This window comes from Photobacterium piscicola, from assembly GCF_046058925.1.
Taxonomy (GTDB): Bacteria; Pseudomonadota; Gammaproteobacteria; order Enterobacterales; family Vibrionaceae; genus Photobacterium; species Photobacterium piscicola.
The window spans coordinates 371,741-397,991 of sequence record NZ_CP175535.1 but is presented as its reverse complement, the minus strand read 5'-3'; the positions used below and the strand labels follow the sequence as shown (position 1 = coordinate 397,991).

Here is a 26,251-nt window from a genome sequence, read left to right as displayed (position 1 = left end):
CATGAAAGGTATTATTCAATTATTAATTCGTAACCCTAAGTCATTAACTGGACTCTGTATTTTAGTGGTATTTGTATTAGCGGCTCTGTTTGCGCCAATGATCACTAACCATGCACCAGATAGAGGAACAGGCAACCCTCATGAATACCCAGCTTTTGTAGTAAAAGCCGCGCAGAATAATCCTGATGGTTGGATAGCGAAAAACTTAGCCACCAATAAACGTACCTTATTAATGTCAAAAAAAGCTGATCATATTTTAGGGACTACCCGCATGGGGCGTGATGTGTGGTCGCAATTAATTTATGGCGCACGTACTTCACTGGCCGTTGGTTTAGGCGCAGGTATTTTAGTGTGTTTTCTGGCAACCTTAATCGGTGTTTCAGCTGGATATTTTGGCGGTAAAGTTGATGAAATTTTAACGGCTGCCATGAATATCATGTTGGTGATTCCACAATTACCGTTGCTATTTATTATTGCTGCGTTTATTGGTCAGGCTGGGCCATTTACGATAGCGATTGTGATCGCCATTACTTCATGGGCATGGGGTGCGCGAGTGGTGCGTTCTCAAACGCTATCTTTACGTGAAAAAGAATTTATTCGTGCCGCAGAAGTATTAGGTGAATCACCGTGGCGCATTATTGCCGTTGAAATTCTGCCTAACTTAATGTCGATTGTTGGTGCTAGTTTTATAGGCTGTGTATTGCTCGCGATCATGACTGAAGCCAGCTTATCGTTCCTTGGTCTTGGTGATCCAAATGCCATCAGTTGGGGTGTGATGTTATATAACGTTCAAACCTCATCATCAATGTTGATTGGCGCATGGTGGGAAATACTTGCACCGTGTATGGCGCTTATATTTATTGCTATCGGTTTATCGTTATTAAACTTTGCCGTCGATGAAATTGCCAACCCTCAGTTACGTTCTCACAAAGGCATGCGTCGTTGGCAACAGCGCAGTGATGCAACCCTTATCGATACTCAAACCGAAATGCCTCACCCTATCGCTGATGGTGGAATCAAATAATGAAGAGTAACCCATTAACTTTAACTTTAACTTTTAATCGTGAGCATCAATGCGATCAATTAACGCGAACGCTTCATCTGACCTTGAGTAAACATTCAACATTAACCGTTAACCAAGATGTGAGTGATTTTAATGCTGAGATCAGTAAGCGCGTTATTGCTGTTGCTGATATTCAAGATGTTGGCTATTTAATCGCGACTACATTTACGCAAGCCACCACGCTTCAATTGTGCATTGATGCCGATATTGCCGCTCGTTTTGAACGTCAGCAATGGCTGAAATGGCTCTCTTTTGGTTTAGCGTTATCAAATTATCATTATCGTCACACTAACAGCTCATTATTAACCCCAACACTGGCAGATTTCACCTTATTGAATGCTGATGCTAGTGATAACACAGCGTTTGAAAATGGTAAAATTCTTGCTCACAGTCAATTGATTGCACGCGAGTTAACCAATAAACCGGGAAATATTCTGTATCCACAATCCTTTGTCGAAGCTGTAGAAGCATTAGCGATTAATAACATTAAGTTATCTTATCTCGATGATGCAATGATGCTTGAACAAGGCTTTGGCGGCTTAATGAGTATCGCCCAAGGCAGTGATCGCGAAGCACGCTTGTTATGCCTCGACTATCATCCTCAAGATCCCAAGTTTACCGTCGCTTTAGTCGGTAAAGGCGTAACCTTTGATTCCGGTGGCATCAGCATTAAACAACCACGATACATGAGCACCATGAAAGTCGATATGGGCGGTGCAGCGGCGGTTGTTGGTGCACTTAATGCTATTGCACAACTGCAATTACCTATTCGAGTGATTGGCTTATGTGGCTTGGTTGAAAACATGCCGTCAGGTAAAGCCATTAAACCTGGTGATGTGGTAACGATGCTTAATAAAACCAATGTTGAAATCATCACTACCGATGCCGAAGGACGAATGGTGCTAGCGGATGTATTGCACTATGCTCAGCAGCGCTACCAACCAGATTATTTAGTCGATATTGCAACCTTAACAGGTGGTACTGGCATTGCTCTTGGTAAAGCCTATGCGTCATTAATGGGTAATGATAATAATTTCATTACGAGTGCTCAAACAGCAGGTCAAGCATGTTCTGAACCGTTATGGCCGATGCCGACGGGTGGCATGTTTACCACCGCACTTGAAAGTGACTTTGCTGATCTGCGCCACGGTAGCGAAGAGCCTGACGGTAGCCCATGTGTTGCAGCTACCTTTTTAGAACACTTTATTCAACCTGATCAAAAATGGATCCATATTGATTCAGCCGCAATGTCACTGGGTATGAATCACCGTAAAATTTACCCGAAAGCCACAACGGGCTACGGCACTTTATTATTAACCGAGCTTTGCCAACAATTGATCTTGCAAGATCGGTTGCACCAATAACAAGGACGTTGAACATGATCTTATTAGCAAACTCAGAAGCCTACCCAGGCATTGAAGCATCAGCACGTCGCCTGCAAGCAGGTGAAGAAGGCTTACGGGCTTTAGTTGAAGGCATTAAGCTGGTGGAATTGGATCCACGGGTGCGTACCGTGGGCTATGGCGGCTGGCCTAACGTATTAGGCGAAATGGAATTAGATGCATCGGTAATGGACGGTGACAGTCTACGTACTGGCGCTGTTGGTGCATTAAAAGGTTACATCCACCCAATAGAAGTCGCCTATAAGGTAATGACCGATCTCAACCATGAAATTTTAGTTGGTGAAGGTGCGGCTATTTTTGCCAATGAAATTAATGCGGTTGCTGGTAACAATCTTATCGAAGATTCAAAGCAAGTGTGGTGGGAAAAGCTAGAGCAAGCCATGACACCTGAGCAACAAGCGGCATTTCCTAATGTGCCTCTTGCGCCATTATCAAATAATGCCACCGATCCTGAACGGGTACGTGACACTACCGTCTTTTTAAGCAGTGATATTAATAACAAAATTACTGCAGCCACGTCTACTTCTGGTTGGGCATGGAAATACCCTGGTCGGTTAGGTGATAGCCCAATTATTGGTGCTGGCTCTTATGCTGACAGTCGTTACGGGGCTTGTGCGTGTACTCACACCGGGGAAATGAGTATTCGTTGTTCAACGGCTCATGCGGTAGTGTTATATATGAAAATGGGCATGACCCTTGATGACGCTGTGTATGAAGCAATTCGCGATCTTGATTATCTAAAAGATGGCTATACTGAAGGCGTTACTATTCATGCGATAGATTGCCACGGTAATCACAAAGTGGTGAGTTTAAATTGTCCGGGTAATATTACTTATTGGTTGTGGCAAACGGGCATGGATAAGCCAGAAGAGCGCCAAGCTGAAGTGATCATGACTAAGTAATTATTCTCACAGAAAAGAGAACACAGTGACACTAAGATCAACAACACCCTGCTAAGATCATACTTATAGGGTGTTGTTATATAGCAATGGTCATTTCATTATTTACATTTATTAAGTACAAATCCCCACAGCTTTTGCCATATCACATCAAGTTGATTATAAGGTACATAATCATAGCGAAAGGCTTTACTATCATCTTCTGCAATACTTTTTACATACTGCTTATTATCGGTAGTGACAATTTTCGTAAAACCACGCGTATAAGGCGACACTTCACGTTCAAGAAAACGTAAAGCTTGGCGAGGATCCGTCGTCACTTTTATAATATCAGGATGATGAGATAAGCCATGAGTGATCTTCAACTTAAACCTTGTCATTATTGCTGTCCTTGAAACGATTGAGATACTCAACAACCGTGAAAATGGAAATATAATAAAGAAATTTAAATAAAATATACTCGCTCTTGTTTCTTTTAAATATCAGCAATATGTTTCAATTTGTATGAAAGATAGGAAGTTGTAACAAAGGCTATCATCAAAGAATAAACAACGAAGTATTATTAAAAATAAGGCAATCATAGCGGGTTTAATCTGGCAACTGACTAATCCTGAATTCAAATGGAAACACTTTTCCCTTAAGATCATTCTCCATATCTGTGCCAATAAAACAAACCCCGCCCCCAATAAAGGGCGCGGGTTTTGTTATTCTTAAAGGTAAGTTAACGCACTATTTCCAGAATAACAGGGAAAGCTTGAAATTTAGGAGCATCTTCAAAATCATCGATATACTCTTTTTCAAAAGTTTCATTCAACTGTATTAATATACTTTCAATAGCCGCAATTTTCTCTTCAGGGATAATACAAGCAAAAAACTTTTCTTTCGTATTAATAAAAGATTTACAACTTTTGTAATATTCAAAATTCACATAGCCATCAAACAAACACTGACTTTTATGTGGTATAGAACGAAAGTTTGTCATCGTAAATGACATCAATGCTGCGCCGCCAGCCCCCACAAATGCCATCGGTCCAATGAATATTGCCGCAAACACACAAATAGCGCAGCCAACCCATGCCGAGCGTCTTACTATGGTATAAGCAATTTCTGGAATGATTTGTTCTTCTGTTGAGTACATCCCGTACTGATTTATCGCATAATAGTGGCGTTTGTCTGCATTAAGTAAATAGCGATACCAAGGGCTCAGAATAATAGCATTCAAGGTAAATATCCCTGCCACTATTAATCCAGTGCTATCACGTAAAAAAAACAAAGTAATCCAACCGATAAGGACTAAAACTAAAAAAATACCATAAGTTGTTTTAGTTCGGCTATGATCAGGATTAATTATCAGCTCCCACTCATAGACAGGAGTTGTGGCGTAGAGGCGTTCAATTTGTTGTTCTTTATCAAGTATTTCCATTACTTTAATCCTGTTGTAGGGAGTTTAAGGCCAGCGATACCGTTAGGATTGATAATCACGTCTTCGGTTTTTTCTAAATCAAACGTTCCCGTTTTGTTTAAACGCCCTACGTAACTTTGGCAATTATGTGTCCATGCTCTGTCGTAGTTTATCGCAACAACAACAGTATCACCTTCATCATGGGTCACAGGAACTGCAATATAAAAGACACCGTTCGCCGTTTTCTTCCGTTTAGCTTGAGTGACATCAATCATCACTTTCCGCGGTTTATTCATTTCTTCTTGGATAACGTGAGGAGGCGCATAACTCAAATTTATATTTTTAGACTTTTTCTGTACAACGATTTTTAAATCGTAATGTTGCTTCTGTAGTGGTACATTAAATTTGGCCACCTACTCAGAGGTGATATCATCACCTCATAACATGGATAGGTGACATTATGACAAAGCGTACAAGACGATTATTTAGTGCTGAATTTAAGCTTGAAGCAGCACAATTAGTTCTAGAACAAAATTACTCAGTAACAGAAGCAGCCCAAGCAATGAACGTGGGTAAATCTACGATGGATAAGTGGGTTCGACAGCTTAAAGAGGAGCGCCAAGGAAAAGCTCCCAAAGCATCACCAATGACGCCTGAACAAATTGAAATACGAGAATTAAAAAAGAAGTTAGCGACACTTGAAGAGCATAATGAAATATTAAAAAAAGCCACCGCTCTCTTGATGTCAGACTCATTGAACAATTCTCGTTAATCGAGAAACTCAAGAAGAGCCACAGCATAACAACGTTATGCAAAGTATTAGGTGTTCATCGCAGTAGCTATAAATATTGGCAGAGACGGCCAAAGTTTATTTCTATTGAATTGATTAAACTTCGTTGTTTAATCAAAGAGGTACATGCAGCTAGCAATGGTTCTGCTGGGGCTAGAAGTATTGCCGGTATGGTTACTGCTCAAGGCATCGCCTTGAGCCGATATCGTGCATCTAAGCTAATGAAAGGCCTTAATCTTGTTAGTTGCCAATCGCCGAAACATCGATACCGTAAAGTAAAACAGGAACATATTGCGATTCCTAATCACCTTGATCGTCAATTTGCGGTTACATCACCAAATCAAGTTTGGGTCGGTGATGTGACCTATGTTTGGACTGGAAATCGTTGGATGTATCTTGCTGTAGTTATCGATCTATTTTCGAGAAAACCTGTTGGTTGGGCGATGTCTCTATCGCCTGATAGTCGATTAACAGGTAAAGCACTTCTGATGGCTTATGAATCACGAGATAAACCTAAAGAGGTTATGTTCCACAGCGATCAAGGTAGTCATTATACAAGTCGCTACTATCGACAATTATTATGGCGATGCCAGATTAAACAAAGTTTATCTCGTCGGGGAAATTGTTGGGATAACGCACCAATGGAACGTTTCTTTAGAAGTTTAAAAACAGAATGGGTTCCAAATGTTGGCTATCGTAGTTTTGCTGAAGCAAAACACGAAATCACTCGATATATTATTGGCTATTACAGCCAATTAAGGCCTCACCAATATAATGGCGGATTAACCCCTAATGAATCTGAACGATTATATTGGTTAACCTCTAAAACTGTGGCCAGTATTTGTTGACCACTACATTCTCATCATCGAAGAGATAAGAGGGCAAATATATATCGACATTCTTTTTAGTCAATTCGATCTTAGGCTTCCAGATGATATTTTCTAGCTCCATTAACTCTTGTTCTGGTGTTTGTATTTTTGGTGATTTACCCCAAGTTGAACCTTTTAACCACTTTTGCATTTCATCGCGGTGAAAATAATTATACAGAAAGGTATTGGTGGCTGATGAAATCCATGACATTCTCGAAATGCTTACATCGTCACTTTCTTTCTCTATCGAGCGACAGAACCCAATAAAAACCGCTCATAAATAACAAGCGGTTATTGATATTTGTATGCGCTCTTTTAACGCACTATTTCCAGAATAACAGGCCGAGCTTGGAATTTAGAGTCTTTATATAAATCAACAAACTCTTCTTCAAAGGTGTCGTTATATTGTTTGATGACATCAATAATTGACGTTAATTTACTTTCTGGAATCATTAAATCAAATCCATAATGGTAATTCGTCGTGCATAATTCGTATACAATTCCATCAATATGATCTAGTTTGGCGTAACCATCAAACAAACACTGACTTTTATGGGGTACAGAACGAAAGTTTGTCATCGTAAATGACATCAATGCTGCACCGCCAGCCCCCACAAATGCCATCGGTCCAATGAATATTGCCGCAAACACACAAATAGCGCAGCCAACCCATGCCGAGCGTCTTACTATGGTATAAGCAATTTCTGGGATGATTTGTTCTTCTGTTGAGTACATCCCGTACTGATTTATCGCATAATAGTGGCGTTTGTCTGCATTTACTAAATAGCGAAACCATGGACATAAAAAAGCAGCTCCTAATATTGGTACAACTGAAAATGCACCAGAGTCTGTCAAAAAAAATATCACACTAAGTAAAATAGAAAACAAAAGAAAGAAATATGTCATTTGTGTTCGAAAAGATATTGGATTAACAATTAGCTCCCATTCGTAGACAGGAGGAGTGGTATAGAGGCGTTCAAATTGTTGTTCTTTATCAAGTGGTTCCATTACTTTAATCCTACTATAGACAGTTTGATACCGACGGCGCCGTTAGAGTTGCTTATTGCGTTTTCGGGTTTTTCTAAATCAAACGTTCCCGTTTTGTTTATATTCCCTACGTAACTTTGGCTATTATGTGTCCATGCTCTGTTGTAGTTTATGGCAATAGCGACTGTATCTCCCTGATCATACTTAACAGGAACCGAAATATACGTAACATTCGTTGCTGTTTTCATTACTTTTGCTTGAGTAACATCAACCATCACCTTCGATGGTTTTTTCATTTCTGTTGCAATGTCAGCATAAGAAGTACTCTTCTTTTTATTTACCACGACTTGTAAATCGCAATGTTGCTTCTCATCATCGAAGAGATAAGAAGGCAAATATATATCGACATTCTTTTTAGTCAATTCGATCTTAGGCTTCCAGATGATATTTTCTAGCTCCATTAACTCTTGTTCTGGTGTTTGTATTTTTGGTGATTTACCCCAAGTTGAACCTTTTAACCACTTTTGCATTTCATCGCGGTGAAAATAATTATACAGAAAGGTATTGGTGGCTGATGAAATCCATGACATTCTCGAAATGCTTACATCGTCACTTTCTTTCTCTATCGAGCGACAGAACCCAATAAAAACCGCTCATAAATAACAAGCGGTTATTGATATTTGTATGCGCTCTTTTAACGCACTATTTCCAGAATAACAGGCCGAGCTTGGAATTTAGAGTCTTTATATAAATCAACAAACTCTTCTTCAAAGGTGTCGTTATATTGTTTGATGACATCAATAATTGACGTTAATTTACTTTCTGGAATCATTAAATCAAATCCATAATGGTAATTCGTCGTGCATAATTCGTATACAATTCCATCAATATGATCTAGTTTGGCGTAACCATCAAACAAACACTGACTTTTATGTGGTATAGAACGAAAGTTTGTCATCGTAAATGACATCAATGCTGCGCCGCCAGCCCCCACAAATGCCATCGGTCCAATGAATATTGCCGCAAACACACAAATAGCGCAGCCAACCCATGCCGAGCGTCTTACTATGGTATAAGCAATTTCTGGAATGATTTGTTCTTCTGTTGAGTACATCCCGTACTGATTTATCGCATAATAGTGGCGTTTGTCTGCATTAAGTAAATAGCGATACCAAGGGCTCAGAATAATAGCATTCAAGGTAAATATCCCTGCCACTATTAATCCAGTGCTATCACGTAAAAAAAACAAAGTAATCCAACCGATAAGGACTAAAACTAAAAAAATACCATAAGTTGTTTTAGTTCGGCTATGATCAGGATTAATTATCAGCTCCCACTCATAGACAGGAGTTGTGGCGTAGAGGCGTTCAATTTGTTGTTCTTTATCAAGTATTTCCATTACTTTAATCCTGTTGTAGGGAGTTTAAGGCCAGCGATACCGTTAGGATTGATAATCACGTCTTCGGTTTTTTCTAAATCAAACGTTCCCGTTTTGTTTAAACGCCCTACGTAACTTTGGCAATTATGTGTCCATGCTCTGTCGTAGTTTATCGCAACAACAACAGTATCACCTTCATCATGGGTCACAGGAACTGCAATATAAAAGACACCGTTCGCCGTTTTCTTCCGTTTAGCTTGAGTGACATCAATCATCACTTTCCGCGGTTTATTCATTTCTTCTTGGATAACGTGAGGAGGCGCATAACTCAAATTTATATTTTTAGACTTTTTCTGTACAACGATTTTTAAATCGTAATGTTGCTTCTCATCATCGAAGAGATAAGAGGGCAAATATATATCGACATTCTTTTTAGTCAATTCGATCTTAGGCTTCCAGATGATATTTTCTAGCTCCATTAACTCTTGTTCTGGTGTTTGTATTTTTGGTGATTTACCCCAAGTTGAACCTTTTAACCACTTTTGCATTTCATCGCGGTGAAAATAATTATACAGAAAGGTATTGGTGGCTGATGAAATCCATGACATTCTCGAAATGCTTACATCGTCACTTTCTTTCTCTATCGAGCGACAGAACCCAATAAAAACCGCTCATAAATAACAAGCGGTTATTGATATTTGTATGCGCTCTTTTAACGCACTATTTCCAGAATAACAGGCCGAGCTTGGAATTTAGAGTCTTTATATAAATCAACAAACTCTTCTTCAAAGGTGTCGTTATATTGTTTGATGACATCAATAATTGACTTTAATTTACTTTCTGGAATCATTAAATCAAATCCATAATGGTAATTCGCTGTAAATAATTCGTATACAATTCCATCAATATTGTCTAATTTAGCGTAACCATCAAACAAGCACTGATTCTTATATGGTACAGAACGAAAGTTTGTCATCGTAAATGACATCAATGCTGCGCCGCCAGCCCCCACAAATGCTATCGGTCCAATGAATATTACCGCAAACACACAAATAGCGCAGCCAACCCATGCCGAGCGCCTTACAATGGTGTAAGCAATCTCAGGAATTATCTGCTCACTTGTTGAGTACATCCCATACTGATTTATCACGTAATAATAACGCTCGTCTGCACTTACTAAATATCGATACCAAGGAGTCATAAAAACCCCAACAATGACTGGAACTAATGCAATCCAACTAGGATCAGACCAAAATAATAATGCACCTCCAAGAGCTGAAACTAGAAATAAGATAAATGCTCCTCCGATTCGTTTACTATTTGGATTAACAATTAGCTCCCATTCGTAGACAGAAGGAGTCACATAGAGGCGTTCAAATTGTTGTTCTTTATCAAGTGGTTCCATTACTTTAATCCTACTATAGACAGTTTGATACCGACGACGCCGTTAGAGTTGCTTATTGCGTCTTCGGATTTTTCTAAATCAAACGTTCCCGTTTTGTTTATATTCCCTACGTAACTTTGGCAATTATGTGTCCATGCTCTGTCATAGTTTATGGCAATAACAACAGTATCACCTTCATCATGGGTCACAGGAACTGCAATATAAGAGACACCGTTTGCCGTTTTCTTGCGTTTAGCTTGAGAGACATCAATCATCACTTTCCGCGGTTTATTCATTTCTTCTTGAATGACGTGAGGAGGCGCATAACTCAAATTTATATTTTTAGACTTTTTCTGTACAACGATTTTTAAATCGTAATGTTGCTTCTCATCATCGAAGAGATAAGAGGGCAAATATATATCGACACTGTTTTTAGTCAATTCGATCTTGGGCTTCCAGATGATATTTTCGAGCCCCATTAACTCTTGTTCTGGTGTTTGTATTTTTGGTGATTTACCCCAAGTTGAACCTTTTAACCACTTTTGCATTTCATCGCGATGAAAATAATTATACAGAAGGGTATTGGTGGCTGATGAAATCCATGACCTTCTCGAAATGCTTACATCGTCACTTTCTTTCTCTATCGAGCGACAGAACCTAATAAAAACCGCTTATAAATAATAAGCGGTTATTGATATTTGTATGCGCTCTTTTAACGCACTATTTCCAGAATAACAGGCCGAGCTTGGAATTTAGAGTCTTTATATAAATCAACAAACTCTTCTTCAAAGGTGTCGTTATATTGCTTGATGACTTCAATAATTGGCGTTAATTTACTTTCTGGAATAATTAACGAAATCAATGAATGTTCTGTTCTTAGAAGATAATCATTTGCACGATAGTTTTTTAATATGGCAGATGTATCAAACAAACACTGACTTTTATGTGGTATAGAACGAAAGTTTGTCATCGTAAATGACATCAATGCTGCGCCGCCAGCCCCCACAAATGCCATCGGTCCAATGAATATTGCCGCAAACACACAAATAGCGCAGCCAACCCATGCCGAGCGTCTTACTATGGTATAAGCAATCTCAGGAATTATCTGCTCACTTGTTGAGTACATCCCGTACTGATTTATCGCGTAATAGTGGCGTTTATCGGCACTTACTAAATAGCGATACCAAAGGCTCATAATTACAGCCATAAAAGTAAACATTCCTGCAACAATTAAACCAGTATTATCTTGTAAGAAAAACAGCGTAATCCAACCAATAAGGTTTAAACCCCAAAAAAAACCATATGCTACTTTAGTGCGATTACTATCAGAATTAACAATCAATTCCCATTCGTAGATAGGAGGGATGGCATAGAGACGTTCAATTTGCTGTGCTTTATCAAGTGTTTCCATTATTTTATCCTGTTGTTGGAAGTTTGATACCGGCTACGCCGTTAAGGTCAATAATTACGTCGTCGGTTTTTTCTAAATCAAACGTTCCCGTTTTGTTTAAACGCCCTACGTAACTTTGGCAATTATGTGTCCATGCTCTGTCGTAGTTTATCGCAATAACAACAGTATCACCTTCATCATGGGTCACAGGAACTGCAATATAAAAGACACCGTTCGCCGTTTTCTTCCGTTTAGCTTGAGTGACATCAATCATCACTTTCCGCGGTTTATTCATTTCTTCTTGGATGACGTGAGGAGGCGCATAACTCAAATTTATATTTTTAGACTTTTTCTGTACAACGATTTTTAAATCGTAATGTTGCTTCTCATCATCGAAGAGATAAGAGGGCAAATATATATCGACACTGTCCTTAGTCAATTCGATCTTAGGCTTCCAGATGATATTTTCTAGCCCCATTAACTCTTGTTCTAGTGTTTGTATTTTTGGTGATTTGCCCCAAGTTGAACCTTGTAACCATTCTTGCATTTCATCGCGGTGAAAATAATTATACAAACCCGAGAAGATTAGGTAGGCAATACCTGCATAAAATAAAGTACTGACCATCCAAGCTGCAACAATTCCACCAATTGCAATATCTGTGGCAAGATATATTAATTGAGCAACGGAAACAGTACCTTGAGCGACTAAAGCAAGTCCCTTACCAACTAATAGCGTTTGTTCAAAAAAATCATCCGATTTTTGAATTTGCTTTACGGTTAAATAAGCTTCAGAACTGGCTGCAAACAAACCAAAGATAGCGGTTACTTTCGCCGCGGCCGCAAAGCGTTTTATCACTACTTGTTGATTAAGGTGCTTACTGGAGGATTCAGCGAAAGCATTTTTCACTGACAATGTAACAAGTTCATTAGCAATTACTTGTGCATCACGCACCACTCCTGTAAATGCAGAGAGGGTCCACGATATCGTTGATGCCAATTCGATATACACATCGGCTTGCTCTTGGGTAGAACTCGCACTATTAAGTTTAGAGACCACTTGCTTAGACACAACCGATAAATTCCAAAGGTTGCAAATTGCTGCGAATCCACCAATAACAGTGCCTGCACCGTTAATACTTTCCATTGATTGGCCAATACGAGAACGAAGCCCTACAATTGACGCAGTCAGTTTCTCACGCACCGCAGTATTCATGGCCTCTGTTTCAAACGTGATCAATAGTGGCATTTCTTGTGCGATATGATTTGCGATTTGTTGTTTTGTCTTCGCCAGTGCATTACGCATTGCGGTTGTATTCTGGGAATGTAACTGACCAGATTGACGCTCTGCTTGTTGAAGAAAGGGGGTTAACGTCTTATTAAACTTCGCCAATTGCGTACTATAATCTGAAGAAATTTGAATTTTATTCTCTTTGCTCACTAAACTTCGAGCGACAATAAGCTGTAGTCCAGAATCCACCCCATTTTTACTTGAAAAATGGTATGGAAACAGACTATCCATCAGTCCTTCCCAAGCTGAACGGCTTGCCTTTGAAAATGCGCTTATTGCAGCAACGAGTGTTGCCTTTATCGCATCATCGGTGTCAGGAATACGTCCATCAACAAGCCATCCGTAGCTTTCACCAAGACGAGATACCATATTGGTAACATCACTTGAACTTGAAAGTGAGACCGCATCATACGATATTTTCTTATGGATCACAGATTGAAATTCAGGGCTGTAATAATAAGGCGCCAGTGCCAGTAGTGACTGTTTTTGGGCGGCTTTCCAATCCTCTGATACAGCAGTCATTAAAGGAAATAATTGTGAGAACAATTGATTAAGGAAGCTTTGTCCCTGTTCACTTTCAATATCAATACCGACGCGTAATGCATCTTCTCCCAATGATATTAACGCATTGTCGAGATCTTCAATTAACGGTGCTGCTTCACCTTCTAGTTTATCTAGGTCGTTATACTTATTGGTGAGGAACGTAGACATTAGCCCCCAGTTGATTTCACCAATATTTTTTTCTCTACTTTTGAAGTGTTCAATATCTTTATCTGTTGGAGTGTAACTATAAGTATTTTGGAGTGTATTTAGTGCAGCGCTACGTACCGTCTCAGAAGATAAGGCATTAGCAGCAAAAGCTTCACTCCCATATTGTGTTTGACTCAGTGGGAATTGATAGCGTAAGTACTCATTTAAAGCAGCCTCAAACTTTAATGTCTCCAATGGACTGTCTTTTAGTTTATTTTTCAATGCCATTGGCGCAGTTTTTGGGTCATAAGGTACACGTGCAATAGAACGGGTAAACTCTGACATCAGCAGTTTGTGTTTATCTGTATCACTACCAAAGATGTATTCTTTCTGTGCTTGAAATGTGCCTAATTTCAACGCAATGTCGGTAATATCAGCCAATGGATCTTCTAGCGCAATGAATAAACCCTCATCAACATTAGCATTTGGAAGGGCTGCTTGATAAGTCGGGGCTGCAATCGCTGTTTTAGTTCGACTAAACTCACCCTCTGACGTAGACGTGTCTGCCTCTAATGGTGTCGAGGTGATTGAAAAACCATTAATGATATCTTGACTAGCAGAGCCAATATCAGCCACTGAAGACTCAAGATTTTTCGCCATTCCAGCATGAGGCCCATTCATTCTCCGTTTAAATGCCGAGATGTTTAACGGCCGCATCCATTTATTACGGTATTCATCCTCATTACTGAATAGCGTAACAATACGTGGAGTCCAAGCTTGATGCGCGTAGCTAAGCCAAATTGTATCATCGGAATCATAGGTTAAACATGATGCACAAGTACCGCCTTCATGTTGAGCCTTAAAAATTTCACCTTCAATTTTATAAGTATGAAGTACTTTCAGTTTTTCACTAAACACATACAACCAACCATCACGAAGCTGACGAAGCATATAGTGTTGATGAAGTTTAAAGGTCGGCTTCCAATGAGTTCCGTCAGGTAATGAATAAGAAGGTTTTTCTCCCATTGAACCATCAATAGCATACCGAACCGGAATAATACCGACTTCTGTAGCTTGTAGCGGACAGGCTCCCGCGGGTGAACTAGGGCTAGCTGATCCACCAATTTCTGCGGCATTATAAGCATCACTTGACATGAGAAACCTCCTTATGGGCGAGTTCATCAGCTTTTGCTACTCGCATTGACGGTGTTTGCGCTGATGGTGTTTCTAATAATTGCTTGATGTGAGGGTAGCGATCAGTCTTCAACACATTCTCTCCGAGTAATGCGAGAATATTAAAAAAATGAAGGACATCAGTATCTGTTTCAAACTGCATATCATGGGCATTTTGCACCCATTCCTTTATCCAAAGTAAAGGATAATTGTGTTGTTGAAGCGCCTCAGGAAAGTAAGTACTCAAATGTTGATGTACTTTTTCGACGGTATTACGACGAGTGATATCACCTAATTGTTTCCACTGTTGATCTGATAAGTGATAGGCCTTAGGTTTCTCTCTAATGTCTATTTTTTCGTCATGACAAAGAGAAATCCATCCCTCGCGGGTTGGCAACCAAGCTTTGGATATAGTAGCCCATATGTGACATTCTTGATCGTTTAAGATCACATTCATTGCCTCTGGTTGGCCAACTTTACAAAAAACCTTAGAGCCATATGGCGAAAGAACCTCAAAGAAGTCCGATAGTATGGTGGCAAGCTGGTCGATATTGGCATCACTACTAATGATATATCCCACATTTGCCTGATTATATTGAGTAAACCAAGACATTGCGGTTGGTGTTAGCTTAATGATGAATGGTGATACTTCTCTTAATGGTAAAAAGCGTAACGGGCAAATAGCTTGAGGTTGCAAATCTTGTTGCAGTAATAACAACTCAAGTTTTTCAATTTGGCTACCATCAAGAATAAGAAAACACGCTTCATGACTAAGAATGTCAAAGTCAAGGATCGGCTTAGGGAGTTGAAGGCTAAAACTCATTGTGCATTCTCCATACACACTTCACAAACGGGTACTTTTCCCTTCATGGCCTCAAGTTGCTGCGGCCAATTTATGAGTGTTATTGCAGCTAATGCCACGGCAGCTTCAACCGCGCCGGGTAATAACGGCGAAATACCCGCATAGTCAGAGCCGTTGCCTGCACTACCACCGGAGTTTAAATTCACTGCTGCCCCGACTAATGACACACCCGACGCGTCTATTTTGATAAAGCTACCGCCTGCTTTTAATGTAATTTCAGCACCAGCTTCAATCACAACTTTATTACCGGCTTTAATATGAATCTCATTCCCCGCATCGACTAATATCGCTTTACCCTGTTTAAGATGTAATGTGCCGTCGATCATCAATGTTTGATCACCTTTAACATGGTGGCAACTTTCACCATCAACCGTTAAATGATCATTTACTTTGATATGACTAAAGCGTTCATTTTCTACATCAAGGTGTAAATCATGTTTAATGTTGTCGGTACGGTCATTTTCAACTAAGACATTGACATCTTTTTGCGCTCGAACGTAGATTTCTTCTTTGCCTGCTTGGTCTTCAAAACGCAGTTCGTTATAGCCATCACCTTGGTGGGTTTCAGTGCGTAAAACAGTGCGGGTCTTATGGGCAGGTAATTCATAAGGAGGTTGATTAGTGGCGTGATAAGTACGGCCTGTGATGATCGGTTGATCAGGATCGCCTTCTAAAAAACTGACAATCACTTCATGACCTACACGAGGCAGGGCAACCATACCATATTGGCTACCCGCCCAACCTTGTGAAACTCGCACCCAACAGCTGGCGTTATCATCGTTGTTACTGTAACGATCCCAAGGAAATTGAAGTTTGACTCGCCCAAATTCATCACAATAAATTTCTTCACCCTCAGGCCCAACAACCATCGCGATTTGTGGGCCATCAACGGTGGGTTTGGCATTAAACGGCGGACGCCAAGGACGATGAGCGGCAATGACAACAAACTCATTATTATAGGTTGTTGCTCCTTCGCCGCCGGCTTCTTCTAATGCTTGAGGTTGAGTACCAACATGGGTGACGGCAATGATCAACCAGTCACGGTTACAACTGTCATCATCATGCTCTTGCAGCGTAAACTTTACGCCGGGAAGAATAGTGGGCACATTACTTTTAGCATTCGCGGTTTGGGCATCGCGTCGAAGTGATTCAATTCGAAACTGCACAAAGGGCTTACCACTGGCATCGTCTTTATAACGACCAGGGTAATCAAAATGCTCATACGTGGCTTGTTGATAATCCGCTTCTTTGGCTACTGAAGTTTGCAAAAAACTATAAGCTGGTTTTTTAAAGCTGTAGTCTTTTAGCTGAGCGGATGATGAGCAAATTTGAGTGTTACGCGCAAAAGTTCGAATAAAAGGCACGTTACTGCTACCACCACTGCGGCTGTTGTAAATCAGAGGCTCAACGAGACTGACAGCGTGTTGAGTATCGTCACTAAAGATAAGAGTGTTTTTCTTATTGTCGTGATTGAAGTAATAAAAAATCCCTTCTTCTGCGGCAATTCTCTCGATAAAGGCTAAATCACTTTCACGGTATTGTACGCAATATTCACGTTGTACCAATTGGCGACTGATCGCAAAACTATAATCATTAATCCCCATTTCTTGCAGCAAGATAGAGATAATTTCAGACACCGTCTGTGTTTGGAAAATACGGCTATTTTGACGCAAGGCTAACCGAGCCAAAGGGGGCACAAATTCAACTTGATAGATTGTATGGCTGTGGCCGGTATCGCCTTGAGAAAATTGGCGCACAATACCATGCCATTGCTGTTGTAATTCACCGTGCTGCCAAACCGTCAATTTTGCATTGTGATCAATGGTTTCAAGCGGCGTTAAACCTGAGTTACGGCTGGCTAAATCGATTGTAAAAGAAAAAGGTAAAGACAAGGTATCGTTGCCTTCAAATTTAGTCACAGCAAATGTTGACGCATCAAGTCCTTCAACGGTAAAGGTAAATTGTAATCCTGTTTGTTGTGCCATGATGTTACCTCTATTAAACCTATGCTAAAGCGATGAATGAATGCCTTAGCACAGGCATAAACGACAAAAGCCCGCACTGGATAACAGTGCGGGCAATAGTTATGTGAGACTTACGCTTCTAACGGTGCGCGCCAGTCATCAGCACCAGATGTGCCAGAAACCGTGTGATCCCAATTAATTTTGCGGTAAGCCATTGAGATTTCAATAAGTTGAGTGAAATCAGCTTTGGTTGAATCTTGGCAATGTGGCATTTGATTGTCGATATTTACAATCGTTGCATCGGTTAACGTAGTTGTGAAGTAATGCTCTTGCTTACCTTCAACAGAGGTGCGGTACCACTTAAGTTCAACCGTTGGCAGCATTTCACCTGATGCCAATGCGTTGTACATCAACGGAACAGATTTGTTTAATGCCACAGTAAATTTAAAAGGTTTATGAACACGTTGACCAGCAGGTTGACCTGACTGTGGGTCAGTTGGCACGGTTACGGTATGCTTAAATTCTTGCACCAGCATTTGGTCTTCATGGCCTTCAACGTAAATGTTACCAACAGAATTAGCAGTGAATGCATCTGCGGTGATGTTGCCCTGAGTACGACCTTGGATAGAGATATAACATGGAGTTGGCATTGTAATGTCCTTAAAAATATTGGAATTTCATTACTTTTAAAGCAACTTCCATACCACATCAAAAAACAACAATAACACATTGAATTATAAGTAAATAAAAATAAAAATAATGATTCAACTAATACTCTGAGCAAGTTATTGCCCAGGATCGAGCAAACTATTGCCTAGCGAGCAAATTATCGCCCACATTTACGCTTAGCAATATAAACACCAAATCAAAAGCATAAAAAAGGCCAAGTGCTATGCACTTAGCCTTCATTAAAAATCATCAACCTATTTTAAGACGATATATTTTCATTTAATTTTCGTTAATTAAAATATCGCCTGCAATGCTTGCTTCTTATCACCTGTCATCACAAAACGTAATTCGCCACCGGCTTTGATATCACTGTGTTTAAAGGTTAGGTTAGCACCTAGCTGTTGACCATTAATGGTGACTGACTGCACATACTTATTCACTGGGCTATTATTGTCAGCCACAATGGTAAATTCACCGCCTTTCACATCAATCGCAACCTTATCAAACAATGGACGACCAATTGAATAAGTAGGATCGGCTGGCGTCACTTGGTAAAAGCCTAAAGCACTCATGATGTACCATGCTGACATTTGGCCGACATCTTCATTACCAATCAAACCTGTCGGTTCAGTGGTATAGAACTGATTCATTATTTGATCTAAATATTCTTGTGCTTTCCAAGGCTCATCAGTCAAATTATATAAGTATGGAATATGGTGCGATGGCTCATTACCATGCATATATTGACCAATATAACCGGTTAAATCGGGCAGTTCTTCACCAGTATTTGAAGAGCGAGCAGTAAACAACTCATCTAAGTCTTCACGGAATGATTTTTCAGGTGTCATATCCGGTTTATTTTGAGCAACATCAGCAGCATAAATTTCTTGCTTTAGACGCTCAAAATCATGCATTGGCTGGAACTTCCACTGCCATGCATTACCTTCAGTAAAGGCAAATTCATCAACAAAATACGGATCAAATGGCAATAGCGGGCATTGCTCCATTGCTTCGCTACTACCATCCGTTTGTACCACATCTATCATCACACATTCATCTTTGCGCGACTCATCAATAGGCTGATTAAATTGTGATGCGGGTTTATTCGGACTAACACTTAATGGGTGATTCTTCGGACGTAAGAAGCCACTAACTTTATCCCAATGCTGCAACCAGTTATCAGCACGGCTTAAAAACTCGTCTTGCAGTTTTACATCACCTGCCATACGCGCAATTTCTGATACTGCCCAATCACCATAAGCAAACTCTAAGGTATAAGATGCTGAGTTCCAGTAGCCATGATGAACATATTTATTTTGTTCATAAACCTTCACTTGCACCACATTTGCAGCACCAATGTTTTGATCGTCAGTCCAATCTGGAAATTCACTTTTCTCATGATAACGCGCGGTGAATTCTGCCGCCTCTAATGCATCTTGCGCATTCACCTTTAAATCCTTTGCCATTGCATCAGCAATAATTGAAATGGCCGGAAAACCAATCATCGTCCCCGTATAATGGCCTTGTAATTCCCACTTAGGTAACATACCGCCATCTTTATATTTACGAATTAAATCATTGGCATATTCTGTCGCGCGTTGTGGATTAATGATAGTTTGTAGGGGATGGAAAGCACGGAAAGTATCCCACATTGAATACACTGAATAGTTAGGTGTATCCCCTGCATCTTTGATTTCTTGGGTTCGCATTGCACGATATTGACCATCCACATCTTGGAAAATCATTGGCGCAATAGAAGCATGGTATAACGCGGTATAGAAAATCTGTTTTTGATCTTCAGTGCCACCTTCAACCTCAACCTTGGCTAACTCGTTATGCCATGCCTGTTGAGATTGGGCTAGTACAGTATCAAAGCCCCACGCAGGTACTTCTGCACTAAGGTTTTTCTCTGCGCCGTCAATGCCCGTAGGAGATAGACCCACTTTTAATTCTAATGGTTGATCTGTCGGTGCAAACTCTAAATAAGCAATGGTTTTAACCGCTTCAATATTATCATTATTTAATTTAACACTCGTTTCAACCCCATCAATTAATGCGGTTGCTTTCACAATCGGTTGATTAAATTTAGCATAGAAATAGACATGTTGATTGTTTGCCCAACCATCTGAACTACGTTGACCTCGAATAGTATATTCATCAATTATTTCAATATTACCGACAGTGGTACGATTACCCCAACTCTTATTTAGAGTATGATCTAAGTCGAACTTAATAAATGGAGTAGTCCCTTCAGCGAAGGTATATTTATGATAACCCACACGTGCTGTTGTGGTTAATTCCGCTTTTATATCACCACGATTTAATTCAACAGAATAATAACCCGCTTCTGCAATTTCATTCGCTTTATCAAAGGTATTATAAGTTGCGTTATTTTTTTCAGTAAACGGTAGGACAAGTATATCGCCTAAATCAGTAATGCCAGTACCACTTAAATGAGTATGTGAAAAACCATACACTGGAATATCTTGTTGCTTGCCATGATCAAAATAACCCGCAGCCGAACCCCAACCATCCATTTCAGTATCAGGGCTTAGTTGCACCATTCCCGATGGATATACCGCACCAGGAAAAGTATGGCCATCAGCACCAGTACCAATAAAAGGGTTTACATATTGTAAATATACGTCTGAAACTGGAGTAATATTATCTTTAGATACCGATGTATCATCAGAATTACAACCAACTAACCCCATCGCTAATGCAATAGAAAATGCTATTGGACTCAGTTTATTTATCATTATTATCGACCTATATTATTGATAGTTGGGTAACGAGTTAGATAAATATCAACTCACTTTACATTCGATTAATAATAAAAATAAACACTCTATTTAAATAGTAGCAAAAAAGAACATTTACTGGATTTTTATCACCAACTTATATTTTAGTGACATTGCTTCAACGTAATAATCAATAATATTAATATATAAAAAAGCAGCCATTAAATATAAATGACTGCCGATTATTTTCTTTATTTAGTTAATTAACTCTAATTATTCAATGAATGAAGCTTGCATAGCCTGAGATTTATCACCTGTCATCACAAATTTAAGTTCACCACCTACTTTAAATTCGGAGTGATTAAAGAACAAACCGTTATCTAACTGCTTACCATTAATTGATACCGATTTTATATACATATTATCATCGGCATTATTAATCGCTTTAACGGTAAAGAAACCGTCTTTTACAGGTAAACGTACTTCATCAAATAATGGCCGTCCAACAGTATATATAGGTACTGCTGCGTTAACTTGATAGAAACCCATTGCAGACATCACATACCATGCCGACATAGAACCAACATCTTCATTACCAATAATGCCAGCAGGTTCTGCAAAGTACATTTCATCTAAAATATAATCGACCACTTCTTGGGTTTTCCAAGGTTCCGCGGTCCAATTATAAAGGTATGGAATATGATGCGATGGCTCATTACCAAAGGCTACTTGGCCAATCATTCCCGACATATCGGCTGTTTCTGTACCTTCACTACCGGCGGTAAAGGTCGCATCTAAGTTTTTCGCAAACGCAGCTTGCCCACCCATGACCTGTTGCAGACCTTTAATATCATGCGGTACAAACCAAGTCCATTGCCATGCATTACCTTCTGCATAAGGACCTGATTCATGAGCCGTATTATACGGATCAAATGGCGAAATAAACTCACCATCAATGGTTAATGGACGCATAAAACCAGTTACGCCATGCTTGGCATATTCAGTTGGATTGTTATCAAAGTAACGTTCAAATGCTTTTGATCGCGCTAAATATTGTTGCTCAATGTCAGTATTACCCGCAGCTTTAGCAATTTGTGCAATAGCCCAATCATAAAATGCATTTTCTAAGCCGTAAGATACCGACTCTTTAATATTTTCAGCATTTTCATTCGCGACAGGTACAAAACCTTGTTGCTGAGAAAATTTGATGGCATCAGGTAGAACTCGTTTTAATACATCAAGATCCCACTCTTGCGCTAATGTTGCATAGTTATCATAAGTGGATGATTCAACCGCAGCTTGCAGTGCTTGTTGTTTTTCTTGTTGCGTAAATTCATTCGGAAACTTGGTGATTGCATCAGCAATAACAGCAACCGCGGGATAACCAATCATGGTGCCTGTTTCATCCCCTAGATGTTCCCACTTAGGCAATAAACCACTTTCCCGCCATTTCTGAACCATATTCTTGGCATATTGAACGGCACGTTCAGGCTCAGTAATGGTTTTTAATGGATGTAACGCACGGAAAGTATCCCATAATGAATACACCGAAAAGTTTGGTTGTTCAGACGTTGCTTGACCATAAGCAATAGAATATTCACCTTCGCCATTACGAATAGAACCTTTACCCATACCTCTAAATTCACCACTGACATCTTGATGCACTTGAGGGGCTATTTTTGTATGGTAAAGCGCAGTATAGAAAATTTCTTTTTGCTCTGGCGTACCACCTTTCACATCAAAATTTAATGCTCGTTGCCATTTTTTAACGGCACTGGCGCGAGCTTCATCAAATGACTGATGAGCTTCTGCATCATGGTTTGCTTTAGCACCATCAGCACTCACGGCAGAGATTGCTACCGCAGCATTTACAACTTGGGTATCACCAGCTTCAAATTCAACATAAGCGGTAACGTCCGCTTTAGTACGCTTCACTGGTTTACCCGTTTCATCATGAAGTAACACTGATGCATGCTCGGCAGTTAATCCATCGACAGGCTTACCGTTAGCCAGAATAACAACGTTCTTGATTTTTTTATCAAAGGTCGCATAGAAGAATATTTTTTGATTTTTAGCCCATCCAGAAAAATGTGCGGCATCTCTTTCACCCGTGATCGTATAACCATCATCACTGACCGTTAATTGATTACGTAATGACGTAGAGCCCCAATCACTGTTTAATATAGAATTTAAATCAATTTTTAATTTCTGATCAGTATCTTGAGGATAAGTATAACGATGGAAACCAACCCGTTCAGAAGCGGTTAGCTCAGCTTTAATATCATTGTCTGCAATTTCTACGCTGTAATAGCCAACTTCAGCATGTTCAGTTGTTTTATCCATTTTCACTGAAATAGCGTTACGGTAATCATCATTATCTTCGATATATTTTTGATTATCTTCAGTAAACGGTAAAAATAGAATATCGCCTAATCCCCCCATACCAGTACCGCTTAGGTGAGTATGAGAGAAACCAAATAACGTATCTTTATCGTAATGATAACCTGATGAAGAATGCCACCCCATCAATTCAGTGTCGGGTGAAAGCTGCATCATACCTTCAGGTACCACTGCCCCCGGAAAAGTATGACCATTAAAGCCAGTACCAATAAATGGGTCGACAAATTTAGTGTTACCCGTTAACTCAATCGCAGGTTGATCTTTATCTGGCACAATGGTCGTATTATTTATCGTTTCGTTATTACACCCAGCTAATACTGCTGCGACCATCAGTGCCAAAGGCATTATTTTCATTGTCGACATATCCATTCCCTAGCTTATTTCGTTAGCTGTAGATTGTTATATCGACAACTACGATTGAAAAATTCTAACTGAATTATCAATAAACTTAGTGATAGGATATATAGGATTAATTACGCATTCACTGGCTTTTTGTAACCGCAATTATTCGCTGTGACATAACGCATATTCCTTTAAAGCTCTCTTTGGACTCAATATCACAGTTTTATTTTTCTTGCATAAAAAGTAGTTAATAAAGTTTAAGGTAATAGATTTTATTGAAGAATAAAAAAACGGCCTAAATTAAAAGCCGTTAAAATTAAAAGTTTTTAATCACTAGTTATATTTATTAATGGTTAGCTAATTGTTGCTCAACAAGTGTCTGCCAAAAATTAACACCATCCATAAGAATATTATCATTAAAATCATAATATGGATTATGCAAAGCAGTGCCGCCACACTCCCCCACACCATTACCAACTAAAATATAGCAACCTTTAGCTTCTCTAAGCATAAAAGAAAAATCTTCACTAATTGTAAAAGGCTGACAACTACCATTCACTTTATCAACACCTGCCACAGTAATAGCAGCATTAACTGCATGAATTGTTTCTTGTGGCGTATTAATTGTAGATAAAAAACTATTATTAAATTTAAATTGATAGTCAACTCCTGCAGACATGCATTGACCAGCAACAATGCGTTCAATTGCAGCTTCTATTTTATGCAAGGCAGAATCTGTAAAACTACGAGTATCTCCTTTAATAGTTACTCGTGATGGAATCACATTAACAGTACCATTTGTAGCAAATTCTGTAACAGAGATAACAGCCGTTTCATCAATAGCACTAAGGTGACGGGAAACAATTGTTTGTAATGCCACTACAATTTGGGAACCCACAACAATAGGATCAGTCCCCATATGTGGCATTGCAGCATGTCCACCAGTCGCAATAACTTCTATTTCAAAACTACTCTCACTTGCCATTAATGAATGCGGACGAGTAACAAAGTGTCCCGCAGGGATCCCCGGTAAATTATGCATTGCATAGATAGCATCAATATTCCAACGTGTAAATAAACCATCGGCAATCATAGCCTTAGCTCCAACGCCATGCTCTTCACCTGGTTGGAAAATAAAATACACCGTGCCATCAAAGTTACGTGTTTTTGCTAATTCATGCGCAGCACCTAATAACATTGCAGTATGACCATCATGACCACAAGCATGCATAACACCGTCATGAACAGAACAGTGAGCAAAAGTATTTTTTTCACAGATATGTAATGCATCCATATCAGCACGAAGCCCAATAGATCGTTCACTATCACCACATTTTAAAATACCAACAACACCTGTTTTTCCAATATTACGGTGTACTTCTAAGCCAAACTCTTCTAACTTTTCAGCAACCATTGCAGATGTCATTTCTTCCTCAAAGCCGAACTCTGGATGCTGATGAATATGATGGCGCCACTCTATAACTTTAGTATTAATGGTCATTACTGTATTCCTTTAGTAACACAAGCGCAGTCGTTATCTATTATCGACTGCGCGTTAATATTTAATTATGCTTTTTGAGGTTTTAATTTTTTTGATAATATTTCTGGCGATGTTTTTGTTTCAAACTTTGTAAACACATAAAGAGCAACAACAATAATAGAAACAATAATTGATTTACTTAAATGCATTTCTTCACCTAATGTCAATACTGCGACGACATAACCCACCAAAGGCATTAAATTCAAAGCCATTGTTGCTTTTTCTACTCCGATAATCTTAAAAGAATAAAGCTGAATCAAATAACTACCACCAGAAATTCCCATACCTAAAAAAACTAATAGAAATAATAATGTTGAGTCAGATAATATAATTGTAATTTGAGACAAATCTAAGCCCATTGTTAATGATACAATTAGCCCTAAAATAGCAACAGATATATATTGATATAGCATTGAAACAACTGAACCATATTTTTCAGATAAACTTGCTCTTAAATGTGCAGTCCATGCAAGAGATAGCATTGAACAAGTAACAAAAACATATCCAAGAAGTGGCGTACCATGTTTTACTTCATTCGTAGGACCAACACTCATCGCATAAATACATAATGCAGAAACTATAAAGGCTCCCCATTGAATTTTATTCATTTTAAAATTCATAAACATCATTCCAAAAAATACAGTTGCGAAAGGCTGCATCCCTTGAATAACACCATTTTCCGTGGCACCAATATGGGATAATGATAAAAAATTAAATAATGAAAAACAACCCTGACCTATAATTCCACATAATGCTATTTTTAAAAAATCTTTCTTTTCTATTTTTAAATTTGAACCTAAATCTTTACTTAACATTTTATTTTTTGACGTAAAGAAAAATATTATAGATAAACCTAAAACAGCGGTTACATATCTAAAAAAAACAAGCGTTAATGGATCTATAGCCATTGCAAGTGGTTTTGACACCACACCTGTCACCCCCCAGATAATAGCAACAGATATAGCAGCAACCCATCCTAGAAATATATTATTTTTACTTATATTCATAATACGTCCT

Annotated in this window: 22 protein-coding genes and 1 pseudogene; 4 read left to right on the top strand and 19 right to left on the bottom strand. The window is 39.2% G+C overall.

The genetic code is table 11. The features are described from left to right. Position 1 precedes the first annotated feature (1 nt). The 3 genes from ACJZU6_RS16455 to ACJZU6_RS16445 are packed head-to-tail and all read left to right on the top strand — an operon-like array spanning position 2 to position 3,368. A complete protein-coding gene (locus ACJZU6_RS16455; RefSeq protein ID WP_080156467.1) occupies positions 2 to 1,024 on the top strand; it encodes an ABC transporter permease in 1,023 nt (340 codons plus the stop codon). Next, positions 1,024 to 2,427 carry a M17 family metallopeptidase gene (locus ACJZU6_RS16450; RefSeq protein WP_408901423.1) on the top strand — a complete coding sequence of 468 codons (1,404 nt, stop codon included), beginning with the start codon at positions 1,024 to 1,026 and terminating at the stop codon, positions 2,425 to 2,427. The genes ACJZU6_RS16455 and ACJZU6_RS16450 overlap by 1 nt, the downstream gene beginning before the upstream one ends. Before the next feature lie 14 nt (positions 2,428 to 2,441). After that, positions 2,442 to 3,368 (top strand): N(4)-(beta-N-acetylglucosaminyl)-L-asparaginase, encoded by a 927-nt coding sequence (locus tag ACJZU6_RS16445; RefSeq protein WP_107276789.1) that lies wholly within the window; start codon positions 2,442 to 2,444, stop codon positions 3,366 to 3,368. Between the two features lie 98 nt (positions 3,369 to 3,466). On the opposite strand, the gene ACJZU6_RS16440 is transcribed toward ACJZU6_RS16445, so the two are convergent. From ACJZU6_RS16440 to ACJZU6_RS16430, 3 genes are all read right to left on the bottom strand, one after another. Continuing rightward, positions 3,467 to 3,745 (bottom strand): hypothetical protein, encoded by a 279-nt coding sequence (locus ACJZU6_RS16440; RefSeq protein WP_107276787.1) that lies wholly within the window; start codon positions 3,743 to 3,745, stop codon positions 3,467 to 3,469. 341 nt (positions 3,746 to 4,086) lie between these two features. After that, entirely contained in the window at positions 4,087 to 4,788 is a 702-nt protein-coding gene (locus tag ACJZU6_RS16435) for a hypothetical protein (RefSeq protein ID WP_107250133.1), read from the bottom strand. Then, the gene (locus ACJZU6_RS16430) at positions 4,788 to 5,063 is read right to left on the bottom strand and encodes a hypothetical protein (protein ID WP_408901422.1); all 276 of its coding nucleotides are present in this window, start codon (positions 5,061 to 5,063) and stop codon (positions 4,788 to 4,790) included. The genes ACJZU6_RS16435 and ACJZU6_RS16430 overlap by 1 nt, the downstream gene beginning before the upstream one ends. Before the next feature lie 148 nt (positions 5,064 to 5,211). Here ACJZU6_RS16430 and ACJZU6_RS16425 point away from each other — a divergent pair. Then, a pseudogene (locus ACJZU6_RS16425) lies at positions 5,212 to 6,405 on the top strand (IS3 family transposase). Here ACJZU6_RS16425 and ACJZU6_RS16420 read toward each other — a convergent pair. From ACJZU6_RS16420 to ACJZU6_RS16345, 16 genes are all read right to left on the bottom strand, one after another. Beyond that, the gene (locus tag ACJZU6_RS16420; RefSeq protein ID WP_408901421.1) at positions 6,380 to 6,637 is read right to left on the bottom strand and encodes a hypothetical protein; all 258 of its coding nucleotides are present in this window, start codon (positions 6,635 to 6,637) and stop codon (positions 6,380 to 6,382) included. The pseudogene ACJZU6_RS16425 and the gene ACJZU6_RS16420 overlap by 26 nt on opposite strands. Positions 6,638 to 6,741: 104 nt before the next feature. Continuing rightward, complete coding sequence (locus tag ACJZU6_RS16415; RefSeq protein WP_408901420.1) at positions 6,742 to 7,434, bottom strand: hypothetical protein; 693 nt, start codon at positions 7,432 to 7,434, stop codon at positions 6,742 to 6,744. Further along, entirely contained in the window at positions 7,434 to 8,003 is a 570-nt protein-coding gene (locus ACJZU6_RS16410; protein WP_408901419.1) for a hypothetical protein, read from the bottom strand. The genes ACJZU6_RS16415 and ACJZU6_RS16410 overlap by 1 nt, the downstream gene beginning before the upstream one ends. A gap of 104 nt (positions 8,004 to 8,107) precedes the next feature. Continuing rightward, positions 8,108 to 8,812, bottom strand: coding sequence for a hypothetical protein (locus ACJZU6_RS16405; protein WP_408901418.1), 705 nt, complete (start codon positions 8,810 to 8,812; stop codon positions 8,108 to 8,110). Then, a complete protein-coding gene (locus ACJZU6_RS16400) occupies positions 8,812 to 9,399 on the bottom strand; it encodes a hypothetical protein (protein WP_408901417.1) in 588 nt (195 codons plus the stop codon). The genes ACJZU6_RS16405 and ACJZU6_RS16400 overlap by 1 nt, the downstream gene beginning before the upstream one ends. Positions 9,400 to 9,503: 104 nt before the next feature. Then, positions 9,504 to 10,196, bottom strand: a complete 693-nt coding sequence (locus ACJZU6_RS16395) for a hypothetical protein (RefSeq protein ID WP_408901416.1) — start codon at positions 10,194 to 10,196, stop codon at positions 9,504 to 9,506. Beyond that, positions 10,196 to 10,723 (bottom strand): hypothetical protein, encoded by a 528-nt coding sequence (locus tag ACJZU6_RS16390; RefSeq protein WP_408901415.1) that lies wholly within the window; start codon positions 10,721 to 10,723, stop codon positions 10,196 to 10,198. The genes ACJZU6_RS16395 and ACJZU6_RS16390 overlap by 1 nt, the downstream gene beginning before the upstream one ends. Before the next feature lie 164 nt (positions 10,724 to 10,887). Further along, positions 10,888 to 11,586 (bottom strand): hypothetical protein, encoded by a 699-nt coding sequence (locus ACJZU6_RS16385; protein ID WP_408901414.1) that lies wholly within the window; start codon positions 11,584 to 11,586, stop codon positions 10,888 to 10,890. A gap of 4 nt (positions 11,587 to 11,590) precedes the next feature. After that, on the bottom strand, positions 11,591 to 14,698 hold the full coding sequence (locus tag ACJZU6_RS16380) for a toxin VasX (protein WP_408901413.1): 3,108 nt from the start codon (positions 14,696 to 14,698) through the stop codon (positions 11,591 to 11,593). Continuing rightward, on the bottom strand, positions 14,688 to 15,539 hold the full coding sequence (locus ACJZU6_RS16375) for a DUF4123 domain-containing protein (protein WP_408901412.1): 852 nt from the start codon (positions 15,537 to 15,539) through the stop codon (positions 14,688 to 14,690). The genes ACJZU6_RS16380 and ACJZU6_RS16375 overlap by 11 nt, the downstream gene beginning before the upstream one ends. Beyond that, positions 15,536 to 17,563, bottom strand: a complete 2,028-nt coding sequence (locus tag ACJZU6_RS16370) for a type VI secretion system Vgr family protein (RefSeq protein WP_408901411.1) — start codon at positions 17,561 to 17,563, stop codon at positions 15,536 to 15,538. The genes ACJZU6_RS16375 and ACJZU6_RS16370 overlap by 4 nt, the downstream gene beginning before the upstream one ends. Before the next feature lie 110 nt (positions 17,564 to 17,673). After that, positions 17,674 to 18,192: an Hcp family type VI secretion system effector gene (locus ACJZU6_RS16365; protein ID WP_080156474.1), complete on the bottom strand. Its 519-nt coding sequence runs from the start codon at positions 18,190 to 18,192 to the stop codon at positions 17,674 to 17,676. Between the two features lie 312 nt (positions 18,193 to 18,504). Next, positions 18,505 to 20,970 (bottom strand): GH92 family glycosyl hydrolase, encoded by a 2,466-nt coding sequence (locus ACJZU6_RS16360; protein WP_408901410.1) that lies wholly within the window; start codon positions 20,968 to 20,970, stop codon positions 18,505 to 18,507. A gap of 255 nt (positions 20,971 to 21,225) precedes the next feature. Further along, entirely contained in the window at positions 21,226 to 23,715 is a 2,490-nt protein-coding gene (locus tag ACJZU6_RS16355) for a GH92 family glycosyl hydrolase (RefSeq protein ID WP_408901409.1), read from the bottom strand. A 325-nt stretch (positions 23,716 to 24,040) separates the two neighbouring features. Further along, positions 24,041 to 25,195 carry a M20 aminoacylase family protein gene (locus ACJZU6_RS16350; protein WP_080156477.1) on the bottom strand — a complete coding sequence of 385 codons (1,155 nt, stop codon included), beginning with the start codon at positions 25,193 to 25,195 and terminating at the stop codon, positions 24,041 to 24,043. Positions 25,196 to 25,260: 65 nt separating this feature from the next. Continuing rightward, positions 25,261 to 26,241 carry a DMT family transporter gene (locus tag ACJZU6_RS16345; RefSeq protein WP_408901408.1) on the bottom strand — a complete coding sequence of 327 codons (981 nt, stop codon included), beginning with the start codon at positions 26,239 to 26,241 and terminating at the stop codon, positions 25,261 to 25,263. Between the last annotated feature and the right edge of the window lie 10 nt (positions 26,242 to 26,251).